Source organism: Bradyrhizobium sp. S3.2.6 (assembly GCF_040546885.1).
In the GTDB taxonomy this organism is placed as follows: domain Bacteria; phylum Pseudomonadota; class Alphaproteobacteria; order Rhizobiales; family Xanthobacteraceae; genus Bradyrhizobium; species Bradyrhizobium cytisi.
Genome location: NZ_JBEPOS010000020.1, coordinates 86,157 through 110,794, shown reverse-complemented (window position 1 = coordinate 110,794; position 24,638 = coordinate 86,157). Strand labels below are relative to the sequence as shown.

Here is a 24,638-nt window from a genome sequence, read left to right as displayed (position 1 = left end):
GATTGCGATCCCATCAACAGGGCGCAGGCTCAAATATCTGATGACGCTAGCTTTCCCTGGACCTCGTAACGTTTCCCGAATATGGCAGGTTGTGCAGCGCGCAACGAGCAACTGGAGCTGGGAATGAAGCGGATCCTGATCGGCCTGATCGCTGTCGCCGTGCTTGCCGCCGGCGGATGGTTCGGCTTCAGCCTCTACGTCCAGCACCGCGTCACCACCGAGGTTGAAACGGCTTTCGAGCAGATCCGCAAGCAAGGCGGCAAGGCCAGCCACCGCAAGGTCGAATTCGACCTGATGAGCCGGACGCTCACCATCGAGGACATCGCGGTCACGCCCGGCAATCAACCGCAAGCGCAGGTCAAGATCGCCGGCATCAAGGGCACCGGCGTCCGCCAGATCGACGACACCAGGATTTCGGCTGACAGCATCGACATCACCGGCTTCGAAGTCGCACTGGACCAGATCGGCCCAGCCAAGGTGAAGGCGTCCTACAAAGTCCCGCAGCTGACGATGCGCGACTATGCCGGCCCCCTTCACATCGGCACTGCGCCGGCGAACGGCTCCCTGGTCGACCTCTACCGCTACGTGCTCGGTCAATACGCAAGCGTCGCGGCGTCCTCGCTCACGGCGCCTACGCTGACGATGAGCTTCGATTCCGGCAGCGGTCCCGGCGGCAGCGGCGAGATCACCTATTCCGGATTGACGATCCAGAACCTGAAGCAAGGCAAGATCGATGCGATGAAGGCGGACCGCGCCGCCATCTCGATCGACGTGAAGCAGCCGGGCAGGCCGGATAAGCTGACCGGCGAGGTGTCGAACATCATCGTCAACGATTTCGATGCGACCGCGATCATCGCCGCGCTCGATCCGCAGACCAGCAATGACGAGACCTATCACCGCGTCTACCGGCAAATCTTGGCCGGCCCCTATGCGCTCAAAACGGCTCAGGGGATGCGTATCGATATCGACGGCTTCGTGATGGAGGACCTCGACGTGCAACCGTCGAAATTCCGGCTAGCCGAGCGATTTGACGCGCTGTCGCAGGATCAATCGGCCGTTCCGACGCCGGCACAGTCGCGCGAAACGCTGGAGAAGATCGCCGGAATCTATGAGGGTGTTCGCATCGGCAAGGCCGAAGTCAGCAAGATTTCGGTCGGCACGCCGCAGGGGATCGGCAAGGTCAACGCGATCAGATACCACGACGGCGAGTTCGCGATCGAGGGCGTCGACACGCCGGGCCCGCAGGGCCAGTTCAAGATGGAGCGCTTCGCGCTGAAGTCGTTCAGCGCGGCAAAACTGATGCGCTTGGGGGCGGGCCTCAGCAATCCCGGACAAACGCCCTCACCGGAGCAGATCCTGGGCCTTTTCGGCGTGCTCTCAGGCGCAGAAATCAAGGGCGTGACCGCGCCGTTCAAGACCACCAAGAAGCTGGTCACGATCGACACGCTGAGCCTGGATTGGGGTCAGCTGGTCGGCTCGATCCCGAGCAAGGCGCATGCGGTGGCCAAATTTGTCACGCCGACCGATCCGTCCGATCCGAAGCAGCTAACGTTGATTGCCGCCGGCCTCGACAAGCTCGCGATCGACCTCGATCTCGGCGCAGCCTGGACCGAGTCCTCCAACAGCTTTGCTCTGGCGCCGGCAACGCTCGACATCGGAGGCATCGCAAAAGCGCAACTGCGTATCGCGCTCGGCAGTGTGCCACGTGAGGTGTTTTCGGCCGATCCCGCTCAGCTTATGGGTCAGGCCGCCCGGATCGAGGCTGACACGCTCGAGTTCTCACTGCGCGACAATGGTGGCGTCGATCTCGTCGTGACGCAGTTCGCGCGCACGCAGAACGTCAGCCGCGACGCGGCACGCAGCGCCATCGTGGAGATGATCCGGGCGCAGGGCGAGAAGGTCGCGGCCTCCAATCTCGATGCGAGGGCAGCGGTCGATGCGATCGCAAGCTTCGTCTCGACCTCGGACCAGACGCTCACCATCAAGCTGACGCCGCTCGGCAAGATGCCGGTGCTTCAGCTCATGGATGCGCTGAACAGCGGCCCGATCGTCGCGCTGGCGCAGTTCAGGATCGAGGCATCGACGGGGCTGTAGGGGAACGAGACGCAGCTCTCTCCTTCGTCATTGCGAGGAGCTCTTGCGACGAAGCAATCCAGAGTCCCTCCGCGGGAAGATTCTGGATTGCTTCGCTGCGCTCGCAATGACGATGTGGAGGCAACGCGGCCTCTCCCCGCTTCCGCCTTCGCTGAAGCTTCGGCGGGTCAAGCGCGGAGAGAGGCACGAGCCCTCACTTCTGCGGCAGGTTCACCTTCACATGCAGCTCGCGGAGCTGCTTGGTGGTGGCGTCCGAGGGCGCGCCCATCAGCAGGTCCATGGCCTGCTGATTCATCGGGAACAGCGAGATCTCGCGCAGGTTGTTGGTGCCACAAAGCAACATGACGATGCGGTCAACGCCCGCGGCCATGCCGCCGTGCGGCGGCGCGCCGTACTGGAAGGCGCGGTACATGCCGCCGAAGCGGTCGACCACTTCCTGCTCGCCGTAACCTGCGATCTCGAACGCCTTCACCATCGCTTCCGGCACGTGGTTGCGGATGCCGCCCGAGGCGATCTCGTAGCCGTTGCAGGTGATGTCGTACTGGAACGCCTTGATGGTCAGCGGGTCCTGGCCCTTCAATGCGTCGAGGCCGCCCTGCGGCATCGAGAACGGATTGTGCGAGAAGTCGACCTTCTTGTCGTCCTCGTTGTACTCGTACATCGGGAAGTCGACGATCCAGGCGAGCTCGAACCGCTCCTTGTCGGTGAGGTTCAATTCCTCGCCGACCTTGTTGCGGGCCAACCCTGAAAACTTCCAGAACTTGTCGGGATCGCCGGCGACGAAGAAGACGGCGTCTCCCGCTTCAAGCCCAAGGTTGTGCCGCAGCACGGTGGTACGCCCGACACCCAGATTATTCGCGACAGGCCCTTTTCCGACAACTAGATCCTGAAGCTCCATCCACTTGGCAATATCGTGCTCGCCATGCTCATGAAGAGCCTTCATGATCGATTCACGAACGCTGCCTTCCTCGGGTCCCTTCTCCTGCGCGAAGAAGATATAACCAAGTCCAGCTTGGCCCTCCCCTTGTGCCCACGAATTCATGCGATCGCAGAATGCTCGGCTGCCACCACCCTTGGCCGGGATCGCCCAGACCTGGTTCTTGGGGTCCTCCAACATGCGCGCGAACACCTTGAAGCCGGAGCCGCGGAAATGCTCGGAGACGTCCTGCATCTCGATGGGGTTGCGCAGGTCCGGCTTGTCGCTGCCGTATTTGCGCAGCGCTTCCGCGAACGGAATCCGCCGCCAGTCCTTGCTCACCGGCTTGCCCTTGGCGAATTCCTCGAACACGCCGGTGATGACGGGCTCCATTGCCGCGAACACGTCTTCCTGCGTGACAAAGCTCATCTCGACGTCGAGCTGGTAGAACTCGCCGGGCAGACGGTCGGCGCGCGGGTCCTCGTCGCGGAAGCAGGGCGCGATCTGGAAGTAGCGGTCGAAGCCCGACATCATCAAGAGCTGCTTGTACTGCTGCGGCGCCTGCGGCAGCGCGTAGAACTTGCCGGGATGGATGCGCGACGGCACCAGGAAGTCGCGCGCGCCTTCCGGCGAGGACGCGGTCAGGATTGGCGTGTTGAACTCGAAGAAGCCTTGCCCCTCCATGCGCCGGCGCATCGACTTGATGATCTCGACGCGCGTCATGATGTTCTGGTGCAGTTTTTCGCGGCGCAGGTCGAGGAAGCGGTATTTCAGGCGAATGTCCTCGGGATATTCCTGGTCGCCGAACACCGGCAGCGGCAGGTCGCCGGCAGGGCCCAGCACCTCGATCTCGGTGACATAGATCTCGATCTTGCCGGTCGGCAGGTCGTCATTGTCGGTGCCCTCGGGGCGGCGGCGGACCTTGCCGTCCATCTTGACCACGAATTCCGAACGCAGCTTTTCGGCCAGCGCGAACGCCGGCGAGTCCGGATCGACCACGCACTGGGTCAGGCCGTAATGGTCGCGCAGGTCGATGAACAGCACGCCGCCATGGTCGCGAACGCGATGTACCCAGCCCGAGAGGCGAACCGTCTCGCCGATGTTGCTCTCGCGGAGCGCGCCGCATGTATGTGACCGGTAGCGATGCATGGTCGTCCCAAAATAAATGTCGGAGGAAGCGAATCGGACGACCTTGTCACAGCCGGTCCGACGTTGCGGCAGGGTTTACCCGACGAGGCTGGACGCGGCAACCAAGGGAACGGGCTGTTTTGGGGCTGGAGACGGCCATTTTTGGCCAATCGGGGCCCAAGCCTTTGCCATCCGCCGTTCCAGCCCTATCTTGAGGCCATGACGGTCCATTTCCCCTTCCAGAACTCGTATTCGGAGCTGCCGGACAGCTTCTTTGCCCGCGTCGCGCCGACCCCTGTGGCCGCGCCGCGGCTGATCAAGCTGAACCGGCCGCTGGCGGTCCAGCTCGGGCTCGATCCTGATCTGCTGGAGACGGCGGAGGGCGCCGAAATTCTGGCCGGCAAGACGGTTCCCGCCGGCGCCGATCCGATTGCCATGGCCTACGCCGGCCATCAGTTCGGGCAGTTCGTGCCCCAGCTCGGCGACGGCCGCGCGATCCTGCTCGGCGAGGTCATCGACACAAACGGCGTGCGCCGCGACATCCAGCTCAAGGGCTCGGGCCCGACCCCCTTCTCCCGCCGCGGCGACGGCCGCGCCGCGCTCGGGCCGGTGCTGCGCGAATATATCGTGAGTGAAGCGATGTTCGCTCTCGGCATTCCCACCACGCGGTCGCTGGCTGCCGTCGTCACCGGCGAGCCCGTGATCCGCGAGACCGCACTGCCCGGCGCGGTGCTGACGCGCGTTGCCTCCAGCCATATCCGGGTCGGCACCTTCCAGTTCTTCGCCGTCCGCCGCGATACCGATGCGATCCGCCGGCTCGCCGACCACGTCATCTCGCGGCATTATCCGGACCTGCTTCACGCCGAGCGGCCTTATCACGCTTTGCTTGCCGGCGTCGTCGCGCGTCAGGCGGAGCTCGTCGCACGCTGGCTGCTGGTCGGCTTCATCCACGGCGTGATGAACACGGACAACTCCTCCATCTCCGGCGAGACCATCGATTACGGCCCCTGCGCCTTCATGGATGCCTACAATCCCGCGCAAGTGTTCTCGTCGATCGACGAGACCGGCCGCTATGCCTACGCCAACCAGCCGCGCATCGCGCTGTGGAATCTGACGCGGCTCGCCGAATGCCTGCTGCCGCTGTTCGGCGAAGAGCAGGAGAAGGCGGTCGAGCAGGCACAGGAGATTCTGGGCGCATTTCCCGAGACGTTCAGCAAGGCCTATCAGGCCGGCTTGCGCAGAAAGGTGGGCCTGTTCAGCGAGGCCGACGGCGACGAGGCGCTGATCCAGGACCTGCTCGACGCCATGACGAAGAACGAGGCCGACTTCACCCTGACTTTCCGCAAGCTCGGCGATGCCGCAGGTGACGAGGCTGCCGTTGCCGATGTCCGCGCGCAGTTCATGGATCCCTCAGCCTTCGACGACTGGGCCAGGCGCTGGCGCGAGCGCACGGCGCTGGAGCCGCAGTCTGCGGCAGAGCGGCAAGCGGCGATGCACGCCGTCAATCCCGTCTTCATCCCGCGCAACCACCGCGTCGAGGCCGTGATCCAGGCCGCGGTCAACAACGACGACTACGCGCCGTTCGAGGAATTGGTGAAGGTGCTGGCGAAGCCGTACGAGGAGCAACCCGAGTACGCCGCCTACGCCGATCCACCGCTGCCGGATCAGCGCGTGCTGCAGACGTTTTGCGGGACGTGAGCCGCGAACTCATCTGCCGCCGTCGATGCCCTGACCGCGACCCTGCCGAAGCTCACGACGTGATGGCGGGCCCGAAGGCCGCGTTAACCTCCCGTCCACCATCGCAGCCGGACCGCCGGCGGTAACCATTAGAATTAACAGACCCTCAATGCACAGCCGACAAATCTAACGGTGTTTCTGGAGATTTCCGCCGTGGATTTGCTGGTTTTCGAGTTCCTGGGTCTGGCGCTGGTTGGCATGTGCCTGGTCGTGGTGGCGTTGCCCTGCGCCCGCAAATCCTCGCACCGGATCCGTTACGAATAGGATTTTTGGCGGAAAAGAGCGATTCCAGTCCCAATGCAAGGCTCGAATTCGCTTAGAGCCCCTTGACATCACAGCGCTTTCGGCAGAACGGCTGATACCAAGTGTCATGGGCCGTTCATGGATTTGATTACCACCACCGCTGACCTCGCGGCTGCCTGCAGCCGGCTGGCCAAGCATCCCGTCATAACAGTCGATACCGAGTTCCTGCGCGAAACCACCTATTACCCGCTGTTGTGCGTGGTGCAGATGGCGAGCCCCGAGGAAGCGATCGTCATCGACACCCTGGCCGAGGGCATCGACCTCAAGCCGTTCTTCGAGCTGATGGCCAACGAGGGCGTGCTGAAGGTGTTTCACGCCGCGCGTCAGGACATCGAGATCATCTGGCATCAGGCCAACATCATTCCGCATCCTGTGTTCGACACCCAGGTCGCGGCCATGGTGCTCGGCTATGGCGACAGCATCGCCTATGACGCGCTGGTCGAGAAGGTCGCCGGCCACCGCCCGGACAAGACCCATCGCTTCACCGACTGGTCGCGCCGGCCGCTGACCAAGGAGCAGATGCATTACGCGGTCTCCGACGTCACGCATTTGCGCGACGTCTTCGCCGCGCTCGACGCCGATTTGAAGAAGCGCCGCCGCAGCGAATGGGTTTCCATCGAGATGGAAGTCCTGACCTCGCCCAAAACCTACGACTTCCATCCCGAGCGCGCCTGGGAACGGCTGAAGACGCGGGTGCGCAAGCCAAAGGACCTCGCGGTGCTGATGGAGGTCGCCGCCTGGCGCGAGCAGGAGGCGCAGAGCCGCGACGTGCCGCGCGGGCGCGTGCTGCGCGACGAAGCCATCAGCGACATCGCCACCCATGCGCCGAACACGCTGGAGAAGCTCGCCCATCTGCGCTCGGTGCCGAAGGGCTTTGAGAAGTCCAAATGGGGCGCGGACATCGTCGCCGCGGTCGAGCGCGGGCTGGCGCGGGACCATTCCACGCTGCCGAAGCTGGAGAAGCCGCGCAACAACAACAATGGTGCTGCGACCGTCGAGCTGCTGAAGGTGCTGCTGCGCATGACCGCCGAGCGCCATGCTGTCGCGAGCAAGGTGATCGCAACCGTCGACGATCTCGAGGAGATCGCAGCCGACGACGAGGCCGACGTGCCGGCGCTGCGCGGCTGGCGCCGCGAGCTGTTCGGCGACGCCGCACTGAAGCTCAAGCGCGGCGAGCTGGCGCTGGCGATCGAGAAGGGCCGCGTGATCGGGGTCCAGCGGGTCGAGGCGGTCAAACCGTCAGCCTGAGGGGTGACGGCGACAGCGTTGGGTACGCAATTCTCAACGTCGTCATTGCGAGCGAAGCGAAGCAATCCAGACCGTCTCCGCGGACACAGTCTGGATTACTTCGTCGCTTCGCTCCTCGCAATGACGAAGAGAGCCTACGCCTGCGGCAGCTTCGCCACTTCCGGCATCATGTCGTTCAACACGCCTGATATCGCCGCGATCAGCTCGTCGATCTGAGCCTTGGTGACGATCAGCGGCGGGCAGATGGCGATGGCGTCCAGCATGTTGCGCGAGATCACGCCACGCTCCTGCAGCATGCGGCTCGCCATGCCGCCGACGGCGCCGGGCGTCGCGGCCGCGGTCTTGCGGCCCTTGTCGAGCACGAGCTCGAGCGCTGCGATCATGCCGACGCCGCGGACCTCGCCGACCAGCGGATGGCTGGTCAGCTCGCGCAGCTTGCCTTGCATGTAACCGCCGAGCTCGGCGGCATGCGCGACCAGGCCGCGCTCCTCGATGATCTTGAGGTTTTCCAGCGCAATCGCCGAGCCGACCGGATGGCCACCGGCGGTGAAGCCGTGGCCGAGCACGCCGATCTTGTTGCTCTCGTCCGCGATCGGCTCGAACATGCGCTCGTTCATGATGATCGCCGACAGCGGGAAGTAGCTCGAGGTGATCTGCTTGGAAACGACGATCGCATCGGGCTTGATGCCATAGGTCTCGCAGCCGAACATCTTGCCGGTGCGTCCAAAGCCGCAGATCACCTCGTCGGCGATCAGCAAGATGTCGTACTTGTTCAGGACCGCCTGGATCTTGTCCCAATAGGTCGCCGGCGGCACGATGACGCCGCCCGCCCCCATCACCGGCTCGCCGATGAAGGCCGCGATCGTATCAGGCCCTTCCTTCTGGATCAGCGCGTCGAGCTCCTCGGCCCGGCGCGTCGCAAAGGCTTCCTCGCTCTCGCCGGGCGCGCCGTCCTTGTAGAAATGCGGCGAGCCCGTGTGCAGGATGTTCGGCAGCGGCAGATCGAACGAACGGTGGTTGTTGGGCAGGCCCGTGAGGCTCGCCGAGGCAATGGTGACGCCGTGATAGGCGCGCATGCGGCTGATGATCTTCTTACGCTGGGGCTGACCGAGCGAATTCGAACGATAGGCGATCAGCTTGAGGACGGTGTCGTTCGCCTCCGAGCCGGAATTGGTGAAGAACACCTTGCTCATCGGCACCGGCGCGAGCGCGACCAGCTTCTCGGCGAGGTCGATCGAGGGCCCGTGCGATTTGGCGGAGAAGGTGTGATAGAACGGCAGCGCCTGCATCTGCTTGTGCGCGGCCTCGACCAGCCGCTTTTCGTTGAAGCCGAGCCCGACGCTCCACAAGCCCGCCATCGCCTCGAAATAGCGTTTGCCCGACGCATCGAACACGTAGGGGCCCTCGCCGCGCTCGATCACCAGGGGACCTGCCTGCTGATGGGCGCGCGCGTTGGTGTAGGCGTGGAGCTGGTAGGCCACATCGCGGGCTTCTTGCGAATTGGGCAGCATGGACATTTGCAGGGATCCCTCAAGTCATCACGTCGCCGGCACGGCCAACGCCATCGATCGGTTATCAGGCTAGGTTATCAGGCTACTTGGCTATTGCGGCGAGGGAAAACTTGCAACGCCAATTCGTCGGCAGCAAGCGCTCAGCAGCGATGCACAAAGCCGCACACCAGACGGCGCTCAGGCCGCGCCGTCGTCATCTCCCTCGCCGTCTGCTACAGCTTCCCGCACCTCGACCAGCGCCATCGACAGCAGATAGACGGTCGTGGACAGGCCTACCCGGCGCGCCGTCTCGACGGCACGCGACAGCTCGTTCGCCAGCTCCTTGAGCTCGTCCTCCCGAGACAATGTCCCACCCCATCCATCCGCCGATCGCGTCTCTCAGACTGCGACGGCGCCGCTGATTCTGATCAGTTCGGCGCTGGACTGGAGTGTAGCAAAGTTGGCGATGACATTCACCACCGACTGCTTGTAGGCGGCCGCCTCGCCCGTTCCCGGCTGCCGGCAGGCCGTGGCATCGACGACCACCTGATAGCGGTGGCTGCGGTGAAATCCCTCGACCACGGTGGCCAGGATGGTCTCGTCGAGCGAAAAGCCCGTTACCACGCAACGCACATTGCGGACGCTGGACATGTAGTCCACGAAACGCGACGAGCTGTAGGCCGAGGGCAACGGGTGCTCGAACGTCATCTCGCCCGGACGCGGCCTCGCTTCCGCGATCCAATCGGTCAGCCTGGATGACGGATTGAACCACGCAGCCTGCGCGATACGCTTCAAATGCATCACCGGCCAGTGGTTGCTGCGCCACAGCGTCAGCAGTTCCAGGCAGCGCGAGATGGCGGCGTCGCCATCGAGAATGACGTGGCGACGCCCGGGGGTCAGATATTCGACCTGAAGGTCCGCACAGACCAGGACCAGCGGATCGTCGTGGAGAGAGACCGGCATCATCTTGCGCCGAGCTGCACCAGTTTCAGCGATCGGCGGGCGCGAGGTCCCGCAGCGGCGAGGTCACCGCCCGTCCCGCCGAGGCATCCAGCACGCCCGGCCGGTCCCAGTCGCCCTCGGGGCGGATGATCACGTAGGGATCGCTGTCCAGCGTGATCGCGTCCGGCCCCGGCTCGATCTCCAGCAGCATTTCCGTGTAGGAGAAATCCGAGAAGGTGATCTTGCGATTGTGGCCGAGCGGCTTGGCGCCGAAATGAGCCCAGAAATCGACCAGCCGGTCCTGGGCCTGACCATAGATCTTGCGGAACCCCTTGCGCTTCACATAGTCGACGCTGGCCTGCACCAGCTTGAACGAGATGCGCGAGCGCCGATATTGGTGACGCACCGCAAGCCGCTCGACCTTGGCGAAGTCGCCGAAGAAGCGCACCCGCAAGCAGCCCGCCGGCTCGTTGCCGATGTAGCCGATGAAATGTGCGGCAACCATGTCGTTGCCGTCGAACTCCTCGTCAAACGGACAATCCTGCTCGGCAAGATAGACCGCGGAGCGAATGGCCGTGACCAGCATGAGGTCGCTCGGATCGCGCGCAAGGCGAACGGTGATGGCGCGGGAGTCAGGCTTGGCGAGAGGAATCCTAGTGCCGTGCATCTGAAAAGCTCCTTGGTTGGGTGATCGCGCCCGGCATGAGCATGGGCTGCCGGTGCCAGGGGCGCTCGTAACACCAGAGGTCGGGCTGGAAACTCGAAATGGGCGCGAAGCCCGTCGCCTTCATGATTTCGCGTCCGGCCACGGTTGACGGCTGCGCATAGCAGTCCGCGCCGCGAAACCTTATCTGCCGCAAATGAGCCGCGGCCTTGCCGAGACCGGCGATGCCGCGGCCGGTCGCCGCGATCGCCCAGATGTAGATCGCCGAAACATCCTCATTCGCGGAAGCGAGGTAGTGCGTCTCGGGCGCCGTCAGACTGATATCGTCGAGCAGCAATGCATCATGCCCGCGGTCGTTGAGAAACAGGAAGGCCATGCCGCCGAGCAGATTGCCGTTCCGGGTGAACGTCAGGATGCTCTGGGGATCGAAGGCGAAATACTTCGCAAGCTCCATCGCCCCTATCTGCACACCCGGCACCAGGCGGTGCGCCATTTCCGAAAGCGCGGCGATTTCCCCGAATTGCGCGCACCGGACATCCACGTCAGGGCTCAGCGGCAAAGCGTCGAAATCATGCCTTGCGGCAAACGAGCCCCTTTCCATACCCATGTCGTGCCTCTATCGTTCCGGGGTTTTGTACGCCGCTACGAGGAGAAGCCTAGCGGCTGGAGATCAGGAGTATGCAGCAAGTATTGCACCGGGGTGCTGCAATGAAGCACCACCATGAAGAAGCGCTAAATGCGTCCTGGGACGATTTGAAGCTCTTTTTAGCTTGCGCCAAATTTAAAAGCTTCCGAAATGCGGGCGAAGAGCTCGGGCTCACCTCCACCACGTTGATGCGCCGGATCGACCGGCTCGAAGAGAGCATCGGCTGCAAGCTTTTCCTGCGCGACCAGAGCGGGCTCACGCTCAGCGACGAAGGCACCGCGATGATTGCCGACGTCGCGCATATGGAGCGTCACGCCTTCAACGTCTTCCGCCGCGCCTCGCGATCCCAAAACGACACGTCGGGCACGGTGCGCGTCGCAGTGACGGAGGGCCCAGGCAATTTCTGGATCCTGCCGCGGCTGATCGATTTCCAGAAGACTTATCGCAAGATCACCGTCGACCTGCGTTGTGCGATGGAGCAGGCCGACGTCGCGCGGCTGGAGTCGGACATTGCGATCCAGCTCGAGCCGCCGACCAATCCCGATCTCATCGTCGCCAAGCTTGGCCGGCTGCACATCTATCCCTTCGTCTCCAGGGACTATGCGGATCTCTACGGCGTGCCGGCGACGCTCGCCGAGTTGCCGAGCCACCGCATCATCAAGCAGAGCGCGCCGCAGGTCGACGACGGCGCCTACGCCCGCGTGCTCGGTTTGAAATCGCTGGAAGGCATCGTCGGGATCAAGACCAATTCTTCCGTCGGCGTGCTCTACGCGGTCGAGCGCGGCGCCGGCATCGGCTTCCTGCCGACGGTATCGATCGCGCTCGGTGTGCCACTTGTCGCCGTCGACCTCGGCGTCAGCCACCACGCCGACCTTTGGCTCACCTATCACAAGGAGTTCCGCGCCTCCGAGCGGCACAAGATCGTGGTCGACTGGCTGAAGAAGATCTTCGACCCCAAGACCCATCCCTGCTTCCGCGACGAGTTCATCCATCCAAACGCGCTGGTGCCGATGATGACGGCGGCACGCGAAGGCTTTGGATTGTCCGGATACGTTGCAGCGACGCCGAAGTAAGCTCGCCTCACCACCGATATTCGAAGCCGATCGTGCCCTGGTGCGATGTCAGCTCGTTGCGGAACTTGCCGTCGTAATTGACGTAGAGCCGCGCGGTGTTGGTCAGGCTGAGTGACGCCGAGGCGCCGGCGTCCATGCCGTAGCGGCTCTCGCCGATGCCGGGGACGATGATGCTCTGGGTGCCCAGGCTGACCTGGACCGATCCCAGATCCTGATAGAAATTGTCGACGAACTTGCCATAGGCTGACAAGTCCAGGATCTTCCGGTCGAAAATGAAGTATCGCCCGATCTCGGCGCCGATCATGACGCGCGCGCGCGCGAGCGCGCTCGAGCCGACGTTGAGCGGATCGGGCCCGCCGGCCTCCTGGAACGCCGCGCCGGTGGCCCGCACATATTCGAGCGCGCCCTTGGGCACGACGCGCATCTGGTCCTTGGTCCAGTAGTAGCTGATCTCGGTCAGTGCGCCGTCGACCGCGGCGCGATAGCCGGCCGTCGCAACACCAAAGCCGGTGTCCCGGCTGGAATGGACCTTGCCGAAACCGTGCACCACCGCAAAGGCCCAGGTCCACGGTCCCTTGTCGACGGAGCCGTTGAAGCCGATCTGGGTCAGGTCGAGCGACGCCGACTGCAGCGCGAGCGGCACGTCGATATCGGTATGGCTCTGGTCGACGGAGAAGCCGAGATTGACGCCCGGCGCGACCCGCGCACCGAAACCGGCGACGCCGCCGAACGTCTTGCGCTTGTCGCCGACGAAATCGCCTTGCGGATCGGTCCGGACCGAAATGCCGTAGCCCTCGTACCAGGTGCGGTAACGCGGATCCTCCGTGCTCGCCGAGGCTCCGCCACCGCCGGGGTTGGTGCGGAACGCGCGATTGACGCCGCCAGAGGCCTGATTTCCCAGGCGCTCCAGGAAGTTCGAGCCGAGATTGAGCGTGGAGTTGCCGGCGGACTGGTCGTAGTTGGTCGACGTCGGGACCGGGATCGGCGTCGGAGACGGAGTAGGCGTCGGCGTCGGAGTGGGCGTCGGAGTGGGCGTCGGGCTCTGCGCGAACGCCGGCGTCGCCGCCGATATCGTCACGACGATTGCCAAGGCCATCGCAGTGGCCATCGCAGTGGCCATCGCAATCGCGGCCGCGACCCGGCGGACGCGGTCCAGCCCGATCGTCTGCCGTGTTCCGGAGGGCTGCGAGGGGCAGCTCATGATGACAAATCCCAAAGCAAAATGACGGCCCGCAAAAATACAACACGAACAGCGAGCGGGTGCGGCGATTTGTGCTGAACTGCCACTAAGGGTCAACCGTTTGGCACACTATCGCAGGGGCGATTGCCCCTGATTGTGGTTCCGCGGCCACAGGTCGCAAATTGCAACGGCGCAGGCCCGGTCCGGCCTTGAAATTTGCGCGCGGCTTGCTAGCGCGTGGTTTTCGTGTTGGAATACCGCACACAATCGGAATTGGCGCTCGGCTGTGCGTTTCGCGACATTGAGACTCAAGACTCGAACAGACTTCCGGAAGCCCGTTTGTGGCGTGGCACGCGAAATGCGGCCGCGTCTTTTTTGTATCTAGCGGAGGAGACTAACGATGCCACAAAAGGGCACCGTCAAATGGTTCAACCCGACCAAGGGCTACGGGTTCATCAAGCCGAACGGCAGCGACAAGGACGTGTTCGTCCACATCTCTGCCGTCGAGCGTGCCGGACTCTCGACCCTCAATGAAAACCAGGCGGTTGAATACGACCTCGTGGAAAACCGCGGCAAGGCATCCGCGGAAAACCTCAAGGTCTCCTGATTTCTCTCAAAGCTAAGCGCGAGAGATCATGACGTTGCCCCCGGCTCTGCCGGGGGATTTTGTTTTTGGCCCTGTTTCTTCCAACTGGTCTTTATGTAGATTTCCGGTTATATTACCGGAGATTTATTTCGGAGCGGCCGTGTCGACGAAATCCCAGCGAAAGGCAACCCGAACCCATCGGCGCCGCGCCGCAGCGCGTGGTTTGGTACGGGTTGAAGTCCAAGCCGCGAAGAAGGACGCAAGCCTCATCCGTGCCTTGGCGGAAACCCTACGCGACAAACCGGAAAGAGCTGCGGCACTTCGATCGATGCTCGCCAGCGCCCTCCTCAATCCTGAGGTCAGGACGGCCTTCGATGTTTTTGGCTCGGAACTTCCCGATGACGCGTTCGAGGGTGTGTTCGATCAGCCACGGCGTGACGGCTGGCGAGAGGTCGACTTGTGAAGTTTCTGGTCGATACCAACGTCATTTCCGAAATTCGTAAGCGCGAGCGGGCCGACCCAAACGTCATTCGTTGGGTTAATCAGATCCCAGCCGAAGAAATCGGAACCAGCGTCTTGGTTCTGGCTGAAATTAGCCGAGGCATCGAACTAAAAAGGCGAAGCGATCCGCTCCAGGCAAAATCTCTCGATCAGTGGTTTTCGCAGATGAGGATAAGACTTGCGGATCGGGTTCTGCCCATTGATGAGAGCATCGCCGACACCTGGGCACTCCTTGGAGTTCCCAATCCGCTGCCACTCATCGACAGTCTCCTCGCCGCCACTGCCAAGGTCCACGGCCTAACACTGGTGACGCGCAACATTGCCGATATTGAATCGACCGGTGTGGCGCTGCTCGACCCGTTTGCAGCGCCGTGAGCGATAGAGCGATGGTACAACGATCGGAGTATTTCTCTCGCTAATGACACCAAATGGCGAGACGTGCGAACTGCAATACTCGACCTCGACCGAGCCGATCAACCCGCTTTTCGTTGCAAAGACTTTGAAAGCGGCGTCCACGGCTCCCCGGATGGAGAATGGTATTATCATTGGCTGCAAGACGGCTGGGCGTGGATGGAGTGGGTAGAACTGTCCGTGGAAACGCCGCAGCAGCGCGACCTCGTCCGAGCAATCTTGAAACGTACTCGGTTCGCAGGAGAGGAGACCGCGGCAGGTGTCCGCATTCTCGGATATGTCGGCAACGGCGAGCCGGCAAACTATATCGAACAGCCGCGCGGTTCTGCCCTAGCTCACCACGGGCGCAACCAAAAAATTCTCCGACGCCGAACTGCCCACCGTCTTGCAAACATCGCCTTCGATCCGGACCTTGCCGGTCGCAAGCAGGCTCAGCGCTGCGGGATAAATGCGGTGCTCGACTTCGAGGATGCGCTCCGACAGCGTTTCGCCAGTATCATGGTCGCCGACGGGCACCGCGCCCTGCATCACGATCGGACCGGCGTCGGTCTCGGGGATCACGAAGTGCACCGTCGCGCCGGACAGCTTTACGCCGGCGCGCAAGGCCTGGCCGTGCGGATCGAGGCCGGGAAAGGACGGCAGCAGCGAGGGATGGATGTTGAGCATCCGCCCGTACCAGGCCCTGGCGAATTCGGCGGTGAACAGGCGCATGAAGCCGCCGAGGCAAATCAGCTCGATGCCGTGCAGGTCGAGCGCTGCCTGCAGCACCGCCTCGAAGCCGGCGCGATCCTTGCCGAACGGCTTGCTCTCGATCACCTGCGTTTTCACGCCGGCCGCCTTGGCCCGTTCGAGCCCGAGCGCGTCGGCCTTGTTCGAGACGACGAGCGAGATTTCGGCAGGAAAATCCGCCGCGCTTGCTGCCTTGATCAGCGCGGACATGTTGGAGCCGCGGCCGGAAATCAGGATGGCGACGCGGCGCTTCATCACAGCGCCAGGTCGAGATGGCCGTTATAGACGACGCGGTGCTCGCCCTCGGCCGGGATCACGGTGCCGAGTTGCGCCACGGTCTCGCCGGCATGGGTGAAAACCCGCACGACCTCGTCGACCTTCTCAGGCTCGACGATCGCAATCATGCCGATGCCGCAGTTGAAGGTCCTGAGCATTTCGAGCTCGGCGATGCCGGCTTGCGCCGCCAGCCATTTGAACACGGGCAGCACGGGCAGGCGCGCCAGATCGATGCCGACACCGAGATGGCTCGGCAGCACGCGCGGAATGTTGTCGGTGAAGCCGCCGCCGGTGATGTGGGCGAGGCCCTTCACCGCAGCCGTTTCGCGGATCGCGCGCAGGCAGGATTTGACGTAGAGCCGCGTCGGCGTCAGCAGCGCACCGCCAAGCGTCATCACCGGCGCGAACGGCGCCTGCGCCTCGAAGCCGAGGCCGGATTGTTCCACGATCTTGCGCACCAGCGAGAAGCCGTTGGAGTGCACGCCCGACGAGGCCAGGCCGATCACGGCGTCGCCCGCGGCAATGTCCTTGCGCGGCAGCAGCGTGCCCCGCTCGGCTGCGCCGACGGCAAAGCCGCCGAGATCATAGTCGCCGTCCTTGTAGAGGCCGGGCATTTCAGCGGTCTCGCCGCCGATCAGCGCGCAGCCGGACTCACGGCAGCCTTCGGCGACGCCGGCGACAATCGAGGCGGTCGCCTCCGGGTCGAGCTTGCCGCAGGCAAAATAGTCGAGGAAGAACAGCGGCTCGGCGCCCTGCACCACGAGGTCGTTGACGCTCATGGCGACGAGGTCGATGCCGATCCCGCCATGCAGGCCGGTCTCGATCGCGACCTTGACCTTGGTGCCGACGCCGTCGGTGGCCGCGACCAGGACAGGGTCCTTGAAGCCGGCCGCCTTGAGGTCGAACAGGCCGCCGAATCCGCCGATCTCGGCGTCGGCGCCTGGCCGTGCAGTGGCGCGCACCATCGGCTTGATCAGGTCGACCAGGCGGTTGCCCGCGTCGATATCGACGCCTGAATCGGCGTAAGTGAGGCCGTTTTTGCGGTCGGTCATGCCCGATTTCCAGTGGGTTTGCGGCTGGTTACGTCGAATTCCGGGGACACGCAATGGCAAGCGTGGCGCCCCGCCCTATACTATGTAGATATCAACCGGTTCGGCCTCCAAGGGGCCGGATTTCGAGGTCAGGTCGGGTGCCGGGAAGCGCCGCGTGAGTATTCCGAACATCATTACCCTGGGCCGCATCATGCTGGTCCCGATCATCGTCTGGGCCATCGTGTCGAGCCAAATGGAGGTGGCGTTCACCGTCTTCCTGGTCGCCGGCATCAGCGACGCCGTCGACGGCTTTCTGGCCAAGCGCTTCAACATGGCGAGCGAGCTAGGCGCCCTGCTCGACCCCCTGGCCGACAAGGCGCTGCTGGTGTCGATCTACCTCGCGCTCGGCATCTGGGGCGACATTCCGCGCTGGATCGTGATCCTGGTGGTGTCGCGCGACATCATGATCGTGGCGGCAGTGATCGTGTCCTGGCTGTTCGACAAGCCGGTCGAGATGAAGCCGTCGATGGTCTCCAAGCTCAACACCGCGGCCCAGGTGGCCTATGCGGCGCTGGTGCTGGCCTCGCTCGCCTTCGGCTTCAAGTCGGGGCCCTATGATATAATCCTGATGGGCCTCGTTACGGTGTTCACGCTGTCCTCCGTGTCGCTCTATCTCGTCGAGTGGCTACGGCACATGAGCACTATTGATGGCAAGTAGCACGGTCGGGGCCAAATGAGCCGGGAGGCGGCCCCGCAAAAGGCCAACTCCCGATCGAATAAGTCTATCCTCTTCAAACACAGCCGGCGCGCCGGCACGGAGCAAAGCAAGCGTGGCAGGCCGCGTTCATCCCCGACAATTGGCGTTTTCGCTTCCGCATGCGGAGAGCCTCAGCCGGGACAATTTCCTCGAGGGCCCTGCCAATGCCGCAGGCCTCGCGCTGATCGACGGCTGGCCGGAATGGCCGAACCGGGTCATGTGGCTCGCCGGCCCCGAAGGCTCAGGCAAGAGCCATCTCGGCGCGATCTGGGCCGAGGAGGCCGGCGCCCGTTCGAGCGCGGCCAATGCGCTGACCGCAGCCAGCGTCCCCGGCGCGCTCGCGACCGGCGCGCTGGTGGTCGAGGATCTCAAGGCCACGGATTTTGACGAGCGCGCCCTCTTCCATCTGATGAACCTCGCCCGCGAAGACGGCGCCTATGTGCTGTTCACCGGACGTGAGGCGCCGGCGGCGATCGAGGTGGAGCTCCGAGACCTCCGCTCCCGGCTGCGGACGATTCCGGTGATTTCGCTGGCGCCGCCAGACGACCAGCTGTTCCGCGGCCTGATCGTCAAGTTCTGCGCCGACCGCCAGCTCTCCGTGGACGAAAGCGTGGTCAGCTACCTCGCGACCCGGCTGGAGCGGTCGTCGGCCGCCGCCCGGCGCGCCGTGGAGCTGCTCGACGGCGAGGCGCTCCGGCTCGGCCGCCCCGTCACCCGGGCGCTCGCTGCTGAACTGCTGCGCGACGCCTGACCGCCAAGTCCCCCTTTGGTCCCCTTTGCGCCCGCTTGACGCGGCGAGGCAGCCGAACATCAATGTCATCGAAACGTCATCGCACTAACACATGCTCCGGCCGGCTTTGCGCATAAATCGCAAACTGGGGCGAACTGAATGGACCGACTTCTCATGGATTCCGTGCAAGCTATTGAAACAAAAGAGAAAGCTACGGAATCCGAGAGCCTTCCGGCGATCGCCTCAAGCCCCGAGCGATTCATCAATCGCGAACTCTCCTGGCTGCATTTCAACCGCCGTGTCCTGGAGGAATCGGTCAATCCCAGCCATCCGGTGCTGGAGCGGGTACGATTCCTGTCGATCTCCGCAAATAACCTCGACGAATTCTTCATGGTCCGCGTCGCCGGCATCAAGGCGCAGGTGCGCGAGGGTATCGCCGAACGTGCCCCCGATGGCCTGACCCCGTCCGAGCAACTCGCGCTCATCAACCGCACCGTTTCGCGGCTTGCTTCCGACCAGCAGGCGATCTGGGCCGATTTGCGCGGTACCCTCGCCGGGGTCGGCATCGTGCTGGTCGACGGCAAGGAGGTCACCAAGGCGGAGCGGACCTGGCTCGAGGATTATTTCCTCAACAACGTGTTCCCACTACTGACGCCATTGGCGATCGATCCGGCCCACCCCTTCCCGTTCATCCCGAGCCTCGGCTTCACCATCGCGCTCCAGCTCACGCGCGCCATCGACGGCAAGCAGATGAACGCGCTGATCCGCATGCCCGGCAAGATCGACCGCTTCATCCGCCTGCCGGCCGACGGCAAGGTGGTGCGCCTGATCTCGCTGGAGCAGGTGACCGGCCTTTTCATCAATCGCCTGTTCCCCGGTTACAATCTGCACGGCCAGGGCGCCTTCCGCATCATCCGCGACTCCGAGCTCGAAATCGAGGAAGAGGCCGAAGACCTCGTCCGCCTGTTCGAGACCGCGCTGAAGCGCCGCCGCCGCGGGTCGGTGATCCGGCTCGAGATCGACGCCAAGATGCCGGAGCAGCTGCGCAGCTTCGTGCAGCACGCGCTGTCGGCCGCCGACGACGAAGTGTTCCTGGTCGACGGCGTGCTCGCCATGAACGAGCTCTCGCAGCTCACCCGGCTCGACCGGCCCGATCTCGAATTCACCCCTTACGTGCCGCGCCATCCCGAACGCGTGCGCGAGCATGGCGGCGACATCTTTGCCGCCATTCGCCAGAAGGACCTGGTCGTCCATCATCCCTACGAATCCTTCGACGTGGTGGTGCAGTTCCTGCAGCAGGCCGCACGTGACCCCGACGTCGTCGCGATCAAGCAGACGCTTTACCGCACCTCCAACAACTCGCCGATCGTGCGCACGCTGGCGGAAGCGGCCGAAGCCGGCAAGTCCGTCACCGCGCTGATCGAGCTGAAGGCGCGCTTCGATGAAGAAGCCAACATCCGCTGGGCGCGCGACCTCGAAAGGGCCGGCGTGCAGGTCGTCTACGGCTTCCTCGAGTTGAAGACGCACGCGAAGCTTTCGATGGTGGTACGCCGCGAAGGCGGCAGCCTCACCACTTACGTCCATACCGGCACCGGCAACTATCACCCGGTCACCGCGCGTATTTATACGGACCTCTCTTACTTCACCTCGGAACCGACCATTGGCCGCGACGCCGCGCGCGTGTTCAACTTCATCACGGGCTACGCCGCACCAAGCGATCTGGAAAAGATGGCGGTGTCGCCGCTGACCCTGCGCAAGCGCATCATCGAGCACATCCAGGGCGAGACCGAGCACGCGCGTCACGGCAAGCCCGGCGCGGTCTGGATGAAGATGAATGCGCTGGTCGACCCCGATATCATCGACGCGCTCTACGAGGCCTCACAGGCGGGCGTGCAGGTCGAGCTCGTGGTCCGCGGTATCTGCTGCCTGCGACCCGGCATTCCCGGCCTGTCGGAGAACATCCGCGTCAAGTCGATCATCGGACGCTTTCTGGAGCACGGCCGAATCTACTGCTTCGGCATGGGCCAGGGCCTGCCGAGCGCGAAAGCGGCTGTGTATATCTCGTCAGCCGATATGATGCCGCGCAACCTCGACCGGCGCGTCGAGGTGCTGTGTCCGCTGCAAAATCCCACGGTGCATCAGCAGGTTCTCGAACAGATCATGGTCGCGAACCTGAAGGACAATGAGCAGAGCTGGCAATTGTTGCCGGACGGGTCTTCAACGCGTATGAAGACCGCGAAGGGCGAGGAGCCTTTCAACGTGCACAACTACTTCATGACAAATCCGAGTCTGTCTGGCCGTGGAAAGTCGCTCAAGGAATCCTCGCCGCGCCGTCTCACGCGCAGAAACGAACGCCATCAGTCCTGACCGGAGATTTCTGCCTTGAAACGGCCGCGCAAGCGTGGCGCTAGCGTCGCGGTCATCGACATCGGCTCCAACTCGGTTCGTCTCGTCGTCTACAAGGGACTGACACGGAGCCTGATTCCGATCTTCAACGAGAAGACGCTGTGCGGCCTCGGGCGAGAGGTGCAGAGCACGGGCCTGCTCGCGCCGGATGCCGTCGACAAGGCGCTGACCTCGTTGAAGCGTTTTCGGGCGTTGTGCCGCGTGATGCAGGTCGGCCGCGTGTTTGCGATTGCAACCGCGGCCTGCCGCGATGCTTCCAACGGCCCCGACTTTATCGCCAAAGCCGAGCGCATCTGCGCCGTGAAGATCGAGATCCTGTCGGGACCGCGCGAAGCGAAGCTGTCGGCGCTCGGCGTGCTCTCGGGCATTCACCGCCCCGACGGCATCGTCGGCGATCTCGGCGGCGGCTCGCTCGAGCTGATCGACGTGCGCGGGAACAGCGTGCGCAGCGGCGTGACGCTGCCGCTCGGCGGCCTCGCGCTGCAGGACCTCGCGCACAAATCGCTCAAGCGCGCCGACCGCATCGTCCGCGAGGCAATCGACGATGTGGCGCAGCTCAAGGCGGGCAGCGGCCGCAGCTTCTATGCGGTCGGCGGCACCTGGCGCGCGCTTGCGCGCATCCACATCATCCAGAGCGGCTACCCGCTCCAGGTGATGCACGGCTATTCGATTTCGGCCGCCGAAGCGCTCGACTTTTCGCGTCGTCTGCGTCGTCTTGCAGCCGCCAACATGCTCGCCGACATCGAGGTCGTCGCGGATGCGCGGCGCCCTCTCCTCACCTATGCCGCGCTGGTGCTCGAGCACATCATCCGGGTCGCAAAACCGAAGACCATCGTGTTTTCGACCTTCGGGGTGCGCGAAGGTCTGCTGCACGAGAAGCTCTCGGAGAGCGAGCGCAACAAGGACGGGCTGATCTGCGCGGCGGAAGAGCTGAACCAGCTGCTGTCACGCTCGGCCAAGCATGCGCGCGAGCTGATCGCCTGGACCGACCGCCTCGCGCGCGTTGTCAAGCTGCGCGAGACCGGGGAGGACCGCCGGCTTCGCCACGCCGCCTGCCTGCTCTCCGACATCGGCTGGCGCGTGCATCCCGACCATCGCGGCGAGCAAACGCTGAGCCTCGTCGTCAACGGCAATTTCGGCGCAATCACGCACATCGAGCGCGCCTTTGTCGGCCTGTCGGTGTTCTATCGCTATGCGGGCTTGAGCGAAGAGAACCAGCCGCCGCTGACGATGCAGGAACTGCTGACACCGGCGCAGCTCGAGCGCGCCCGCCTCCTTGGGGCGGCGTTCCGTGTCGCGCATCTGATCTCGGCGGCGCGCCCGGGCGTGCTACCCGCCACGCATTTCCGCAGCCAGGGGCGCAACCTGATGCTGGTGTTCGAGCACAGGCTCGGCGATCTCGTCGCCGACCGCGTCGGCAGCCGCTTCAAGCAGCTCGCCCGCCTGATCGGACGATCGGGGTCGATCGTACGGCGGTAGGGCTTATTCAGCTGACGCTTTTGCGTGCTCGAGCGCGGCGAGACTCAGGCTGCGCCGGCGCCAGATCGAGCCGACCAGCAGCACGACGATGACGCCGAGCGCTGCGCAGAGATATTCCGCGCCACCGCCGCCATGGGCGAATTGCGGCGGGATGTGCAGGCTGCCGAGCATCTTGTCCAGCGAGGCGCCGAACGGACCTTCGGATAGCGTGTGCAGCTTCGGCGCGATGCCGGGATCGGTTGCGATCACCTCGCCCGCGATCCAGCCGAGCAGCGCCGCGCCGGCCCAGACCAGGATCGGCAGCTTCGACAGCAGCGCCATGATCAGCGCCGCACCGGCGACGATCAGGGGCACGCTGATGGCAAGGCCGAGCACCAGCAGCGGCACGCTGCCATTGGCCGCCGCGGCGACCGCAATGACGTTGTCGAGGCTCATCACGATGTCGGCGATGACGACGATCTGCACCGCCTGCCACAGATGCGAGGCCGACTCGACGCCGTCCTCGTCCTCGTTTTCGGGCACGAGCAGCTTTGCCGCGATCACGATCAGCGCGAGGCCGCCGACCAGCTTGAGGTACGGCAGCGCCATCAGGCTCGCGACGATGCCGGTGAAGATGATCCGCAGCAGCACCGCAGCGCCCGCCCCGAGCACCATGCCCCACAGCCGATGCCGCGGCGTCAGGCCGCGGCAGGCAAGCGCAATCACCAGCGCATTGTCGCCGGACAAAAGGATGTTGATCCAGATGATCTTGCCGACCGCAATCCAGAAGGTCGGCTCGGCCATCTCATTGCGGAACTGGGTGAAGAATGCCCCGATCGTGGCGGGATCGAAGATCTGCCAGAGCCAGTTCACAATACGTCCTTTCGCCCCGTCGACTTAACTTATCGGCTGAAAGCTCAGCCGACGATCTCGTTGCCCGAGAAGAACTGCGCGATCTCGATCGCGGCGGTCTCCGGGGCGTCCGAGCCGTGGGCGGAGTTCTCGCCGATCGACTTTGCGTAGAGCTTACGGATGGTGCCGTCGGCCGCCTTGGACGGATCGGTCGCGCCCATTACGTCACGGTACTTGGCGACCGCGCCCTCGCCTTCCAGCACCTGGACCACAACCGGGCCCGAGGTCATGAACTCCACGAGCTCGCCGAAGAACGGACGGGCCTTGTGGACGGCGTAGAACGTCTCGGCCTGTTCCTTGGTCATACGGATGCGCTTCTGCGCGACGATGCGCAGGCCCGCCTTCTCGATCACGGCGTTCACGGCGCCGGTCAGGTTACGCGCAGTCGCGTCGGGCTTGATGATCGAGAAAGTGCGTTCAATGGCCATGATCTTGTCCTTGAAGAGAAAAAGGGTGGTTCGGAGTTGCGGGGCTTATATCGGCGCCTTCGCGATCCGGCAAGCGACCGCCGGAACGGCTTTGCGGTCGCTTCGCCCGGCCGGATTCCAACATGGATTACGACGATTTCACGGAGATGAACCCAATCTGAAGGCTCTATCAGGTTTTGGTTCAGTCTCGCTGGCGTAACGTCAACTCCATCGAAACCAAAGCCTCCCCCCGAGGCGAACCGTTTCGGCGGCCTTTCCATCGACGCGATTGCCCCGCGCCGGCAGTTTTGAGGAGATCACCATGTTGAGGAAACTTTCGCTCGCTGCAGTCGCCGCGGTCGCGCTGGGTGCCGCGCTGGCTCCCACCTCCGCCTCCGCTCACTGGCATGGCGGCGGCTGGGGCTGGCACGGCGGTGGCGGCTGGCATCACGGCGGCTGGGGCTGGGGCGGACCGCGCTTCTATGCTGCTCCCGTCTCCTACGGTTATGGCGGCTGCTATGTGCGCCGGCTGGTGCCGACCCCCTGGGGACCCCGCTGGCGGCTGATCAACCGCTGCTACTGAGCCCGCAAGCACCTTCTGAAGCACCTTTCTAAATACCTTCCTGAGGTACTGTTCCCCCTGCAGTACCTTCCAAGCAAGGCCCCGGCGTTCCCCCCGCCGGGGCCTTGCATTTGGGCAGATACGACGAATTCATACAATTTTTACTAGAATGCCAGGCCAGCCTGACGCTCGCGAAACCATTTGGGCGCCAATGACTTGGTACCGTGTCGTTTACTTTGCAAATACGGAACCCTGCGATGGCTAGCCCTTCTGCCAATGACAGCGAACAGATCGACCGGCGCACCAGCCGCGCGATTTGCGATGCCGTGGGCGAACGGCTGCAGCAGAGCATTCGCCCCGAACCCCGGCTCCCGACGCATCTCGAACAGCTGATGGACGAGTTGAGGAAGCGCGAGCGCGACCAGCACTGACGAAATATTGGCTTGCGAAA

At 63.9% G+C, this 24,638-nt stretch carries 24 protein-coding genes and 1 pseudogene; 14 read left to right on the top strand and 11 right to left on the bottom strand.

Going from position 1 to position 24,638, the window contains the following annotated elements; translation table 11 throughout:
* Positions 1-123 precede the first annotated feature (123 nt).
* Entirely contained in the window at positions 124-2,094 is a 1,971-nt protein-coding gene (locus ABID58_RS28445; RefSeq protein WP_354036128.1) for an aq_1923 C-terminal domain, read from the top strand.
* 193 nt (positions 2,095-2,287) lie between these two features.
* Here the strand turns inward: ABID58_RS28445 and aspS are convergent, their stop codons facing one another.
* Positions 2,288-4,159, bottom strand: a complete 1,872-nt coding sequence (aspS, locus tag ABID58_RS28440) for an aspartate--tRNA ligase (RefSeq protein ID WP_354036127.1) — start codon at positions 4,157-4,159, stop codon at positions 2,288-2,290.
* Positions 4,160-4,357: 198 nt separating this feature from the next.
* Between aspS and ABID58_RS28435 the strand changes: the two genes are divergently transcribed.
* Together ABID58_RS28435 and rnd are read left to right on the top strand one after the other, a co-directional pair.
* Entirely contained in the window at positions 4,358-5,836 is a 1,479-nt protein-coding gene (locus ABID58_RS28435) for a protein adenylyltransferase SelO (protein WP_354036125.1), read from the top strand.
* Between the two features lie 420 nt (positions 5,837-6,256).
* Positions 6,257-7,426 carry a ribonuclease D gene (gene rnd, locus ABID58_RS28430; RefSeq protein ID WP_148752980.1) on the top strand — a complete coding sequence of 390 codons (1,170 nt, stop codon included), beginning with the start codon at positions 6,257-6,259 and terminating at the stop codon, positions 7,424-7,426.
* A 134-nt stretch (positions 7,427-7,560) separates the two neighbouring features.
* On the opposite strand, the gene ABID58_RS28425 is transcribed toward rnd, so the two are convergent.
* From ABID58_RS28425 to ABID58_RS28405, 5 genes are all read right to left on the bottom strand, one after another.
* Entirely contained in the window at positions 7,561-8,943 is a 1,383-nt protein-coding gene (locus ABID58_RS28425) for an aspartate aminotransferase family protein (protein WP_354036124.1), read from the bottom strand.
* 171 nt (positions 8,944-9,114) lie between these two features.
* On the bottom strand, positions 9,115-9,282 hold the full coding sequence (locus ABID58_RS28420) for a hypothetical protein (protein ID WP_187435040.1): 168 nt from the start codon (positions 9,280-9,282) through the stop codon (positions 9,115-9,117).
* Between the two features lie 33 nt (positions 9,283-9,315).
* Positions 9,316-9,879, bottom strand: coding sequence for an isochorismatase family protein (locus tag ABID58_RS28415; protein ID WP_354036181.1), 564 nt, complete (start codon positions 9,877-9,879; stop codon positions 9,316-9,318).
* A gap of 25 nt (positions 9,880-9,904) precedes the next feature.
* Positions 9,905-10,525: a GNAT family N-acetyltransferase gene (locus ABID58_RS28410; RefSeq protein WP_148752978.1), complete on the bottom strand. Its 621-nt coding sequence runs from the start codon at positions 10,523-10,525 to the stop codon at positions 9,905-9,907.
* Positions 10,512-11,129, bottom strand: a complete 618-nt coding sequence (locus ABID58_RS28405; RefSeq protein WP_187435039.1) for a hypothetical protein — start codon at positions 11,127-11,129, stop codon at positions 10,512-10,514. The genes ABID58_RS28410 and ABID58_RS28405 overlap by 14 nt, the downstream gene beginning before the upstream one ends.
* A 71-nt stretch (positions 11,130-11,200) precedes the next feature.
* Between ABID58_RS28405 and ABID58_RS28400 the strand changes: the two genes are divergently transcribed.
* Positions 11,201-12,241, top strand: a complete 1,041-nt coding sequence (locus ABID58_RS28400; protein WP_148752977.1) for a LysR family transcriptional regulator — start codon at positions 11,201-11,203, stop codon at positions 12,239-12,241.
* A gap of 7 nt (positions 12,242-12,248) precedes the next feature.
* Here the strand turns inward: ABID58_RS28400 and ABID58_RS28395 are convergent, their stop codons facing one another.
* Positions 12,249-13,442, bottom strand: coding sequence for an autotransporter outer membrane beta-barrel domain-containing protein (locus ABID58_RS28395; protein ID WP_354036123.1), 1,194 nt, complete (start codon positions 13,440-13,442; stop codon positions 12,249-12,251).
* Between the two features lie 379 nt (positions 13,443-13,821).
* Here ABID58_RS28395 and ABID58_RS28390 point away from each other — a divergent pair, with 379 nt between their 5' ends.
* From ABID58_RS28390 to ABID58_RS28375, 4 genes and pseudogenes are all read left to right on the top strand, one after another.
* Complete coding sequence (locus ABID58_RS28390; RefSeq protein ID WP_148752975.1) at positions 13,822-14,028, top strand: cold-shock protein; 207 nt, start codon at positions 13,822-13,824, stop codon at positions 14,026-14,028.
* Between the two features lie 28 nt (positions 14,029-14,056).
* Positions 14,057-14,470, top strand: coding sequence for a hypothetical protein (locus ABID58_RS28385; protein ID WP_354036122.1), 414 nt, complete (start codon positions 14,057-14,059; stop codon positions 14,468-14,470).
* Positions 14,467-14,883 carry a type II toxin-antitoxin system VapC family toxin gene (locus ABID58_RS28380; protein WP_354036121.1) on the top strand — a complete coding sequence of 139 codons (417 nt, stop codon included), beginning with the start codon at positions 14,467-14,469 and terminating at the stop codon, positions 14,881-14,883. Before ABID58_RS28385 ends, ABID58_RS28380 begins: the two co-directional genes overlap by 4 nt.
* Before the next feature lie 3 nt (positions 14,884-14,886).
* Positions 14,887-15,192, top strand: a pseudogene (locus tag ABID58_RS28375) (DUF6678 family protein); the annotation flags it as partial.
* Between the two features lie 57 nt (positions 15,193-15,249).
* Here the strand turns inward: ABID58_RS28375 and purN are convergent.
* Together purN and purM are read right to left on the bottom strand one after the other, a co-directional pair.
* On the bottom strand, positions 15,250-15,903 hold the full coding sequence (gene purN, locus ABID58_RS28370; protein WP_187435038.1) for a phosphoribosylglycinamide formyltransferase: 654 nt from the start codon (positions 15,901-15,903) through the stop codon (positions 15,250-15,252).
* Positions 15,903-16,976, bottom strand: coding sequence for a phosphoribosylformylglycinamidine cyclo-ligase (gene purM, locus ABID58_RS28365; protein ID WP_354036119.1), 1,074 nt, complete (start codon positions 16,974-16,976; stop codon positions 15,903-15,905). The genes purN and purM overlap by 1 nt, the downstream gene beginning before the upstream one ends.
* 154 nt (positions 16,977-17,130) lie before the next feature.
* Between purM and ABID58_RS28360 the strand changes: the two genes are divergently transcribed.
* The 4 genes from ABID58_RS28360 (at position 17,131) to ppx (ending at position 22,327) form a co-directional block, all read left to right on the top strand.
* Positions 17,131-17,673 carry a CDP-alcohol phosphatidyltransferase family protein gene (locus tag ABID58_RS28360; RefSeq protein ID WP_148752970.1) on the top strand — a complete coding sequence of 181 codons (543 nt, stop codon included), beginning with the start codon at positions 17,131-17,133 and terminating at the stop codon, positions 17,671-17,673.
* 112 nt (positions 17,674-17,785) lie between these two features.
* Complete coding sequence (locus tag ABID58_RS28355) at positions 17,786-18,463, top strand: P-loop NTPase family protein (RefSeq protein ID WP_148752969.1); 678 nt, start codon at positions 17,786-17,788, stop codon at positions 18,461-18,463.
* A 153-nt stretch (positions 18,464-18,616) separates the two neighbouring features.
* A complete protein-coding gene (locus ABID58_RS28350; protein WP_354036180.1) occupies positions 18,617-20,809 on the top strand; it encodes an RNA degradosome polyphosphate kinase in 2,193 nt (730 codons plus the stop codon).
* A gap of 15 nt (positions 20,810-20,824) precedes the next feature.
* On the top strand, positions 20,825-22,327 hold the full coding sequence (gene ppx, locus ABID58_RS28345; protein WP_354036117.1) for an exopolyphosphatase: 1,503 nt from the start codon (positions 20,825-20,827) through the stop codon (positions 22,325-22,327).
* A gap of 3 nt (positions 22,328-22,330) precedes the next feature.
* Here the strand turns inward: ppx and ABID58_RS28340 are convergent, their stop codons facing one another.
* Together ABID58_RS28340 and ndk are read right to left on the bottom strand one after the other, a co-directional pair.
* Complete coding sequence (locus tag ABID58_RS28340) at positions 22,331-23,179, bottom strand: TerC family protein (protein WP_354036115.1); 849 nt, start codon at positions 23,177-23,179, stop codon at positions 22,331-22,333.
* A gap of 44 nt (positions 23,180-23,223) precedes the next feature.
* Entirely contained in the window at positions 23,224-23,646 is a 423-nt protein-coding gene (ndk, locus tag ABID58_RS28335; RefSeq protein ID WP_018456271.1) for a nucleoside-diphosphate kinase, read from the bottom strand.
* Positions 23,647-23,947: 301 nt separating this feature from the next.
* On the opposite strand from ndk, the gene ABID58_RS28330 reads away from it, so the two are divergent.
* Together ABID58_RS28330 and ABID58_RS28325 are read left to right on the top strand one after the other, a co-directional pair.
* Positions 23,948-24,208: a sulfur globule protein precursor gene (locus ABID58_RS28330; protein ID WP_148752965.1), complete on the top strand. Its 261-nt coding sequence runs from the start codon at positions 23,948-23,950 to the stop codon at positions 24,206-24,208.
* Between the two features lie 236 nt (positions 24,209-24,444).
* Positions 24,445-24,618 carry a hypothetical protein gene (locus ABID58_RS28325; protein WP_354036113.1) on the top strand — a complete coding sequence of 58 codons (174 nt, stop codon included), beginning with the start codon at positions 24,445-24,447 and terminating at the stop codon, positions 24,616-24,618.
* Positions 24,619-24,638: the final 20 nt, after the last annotated feature.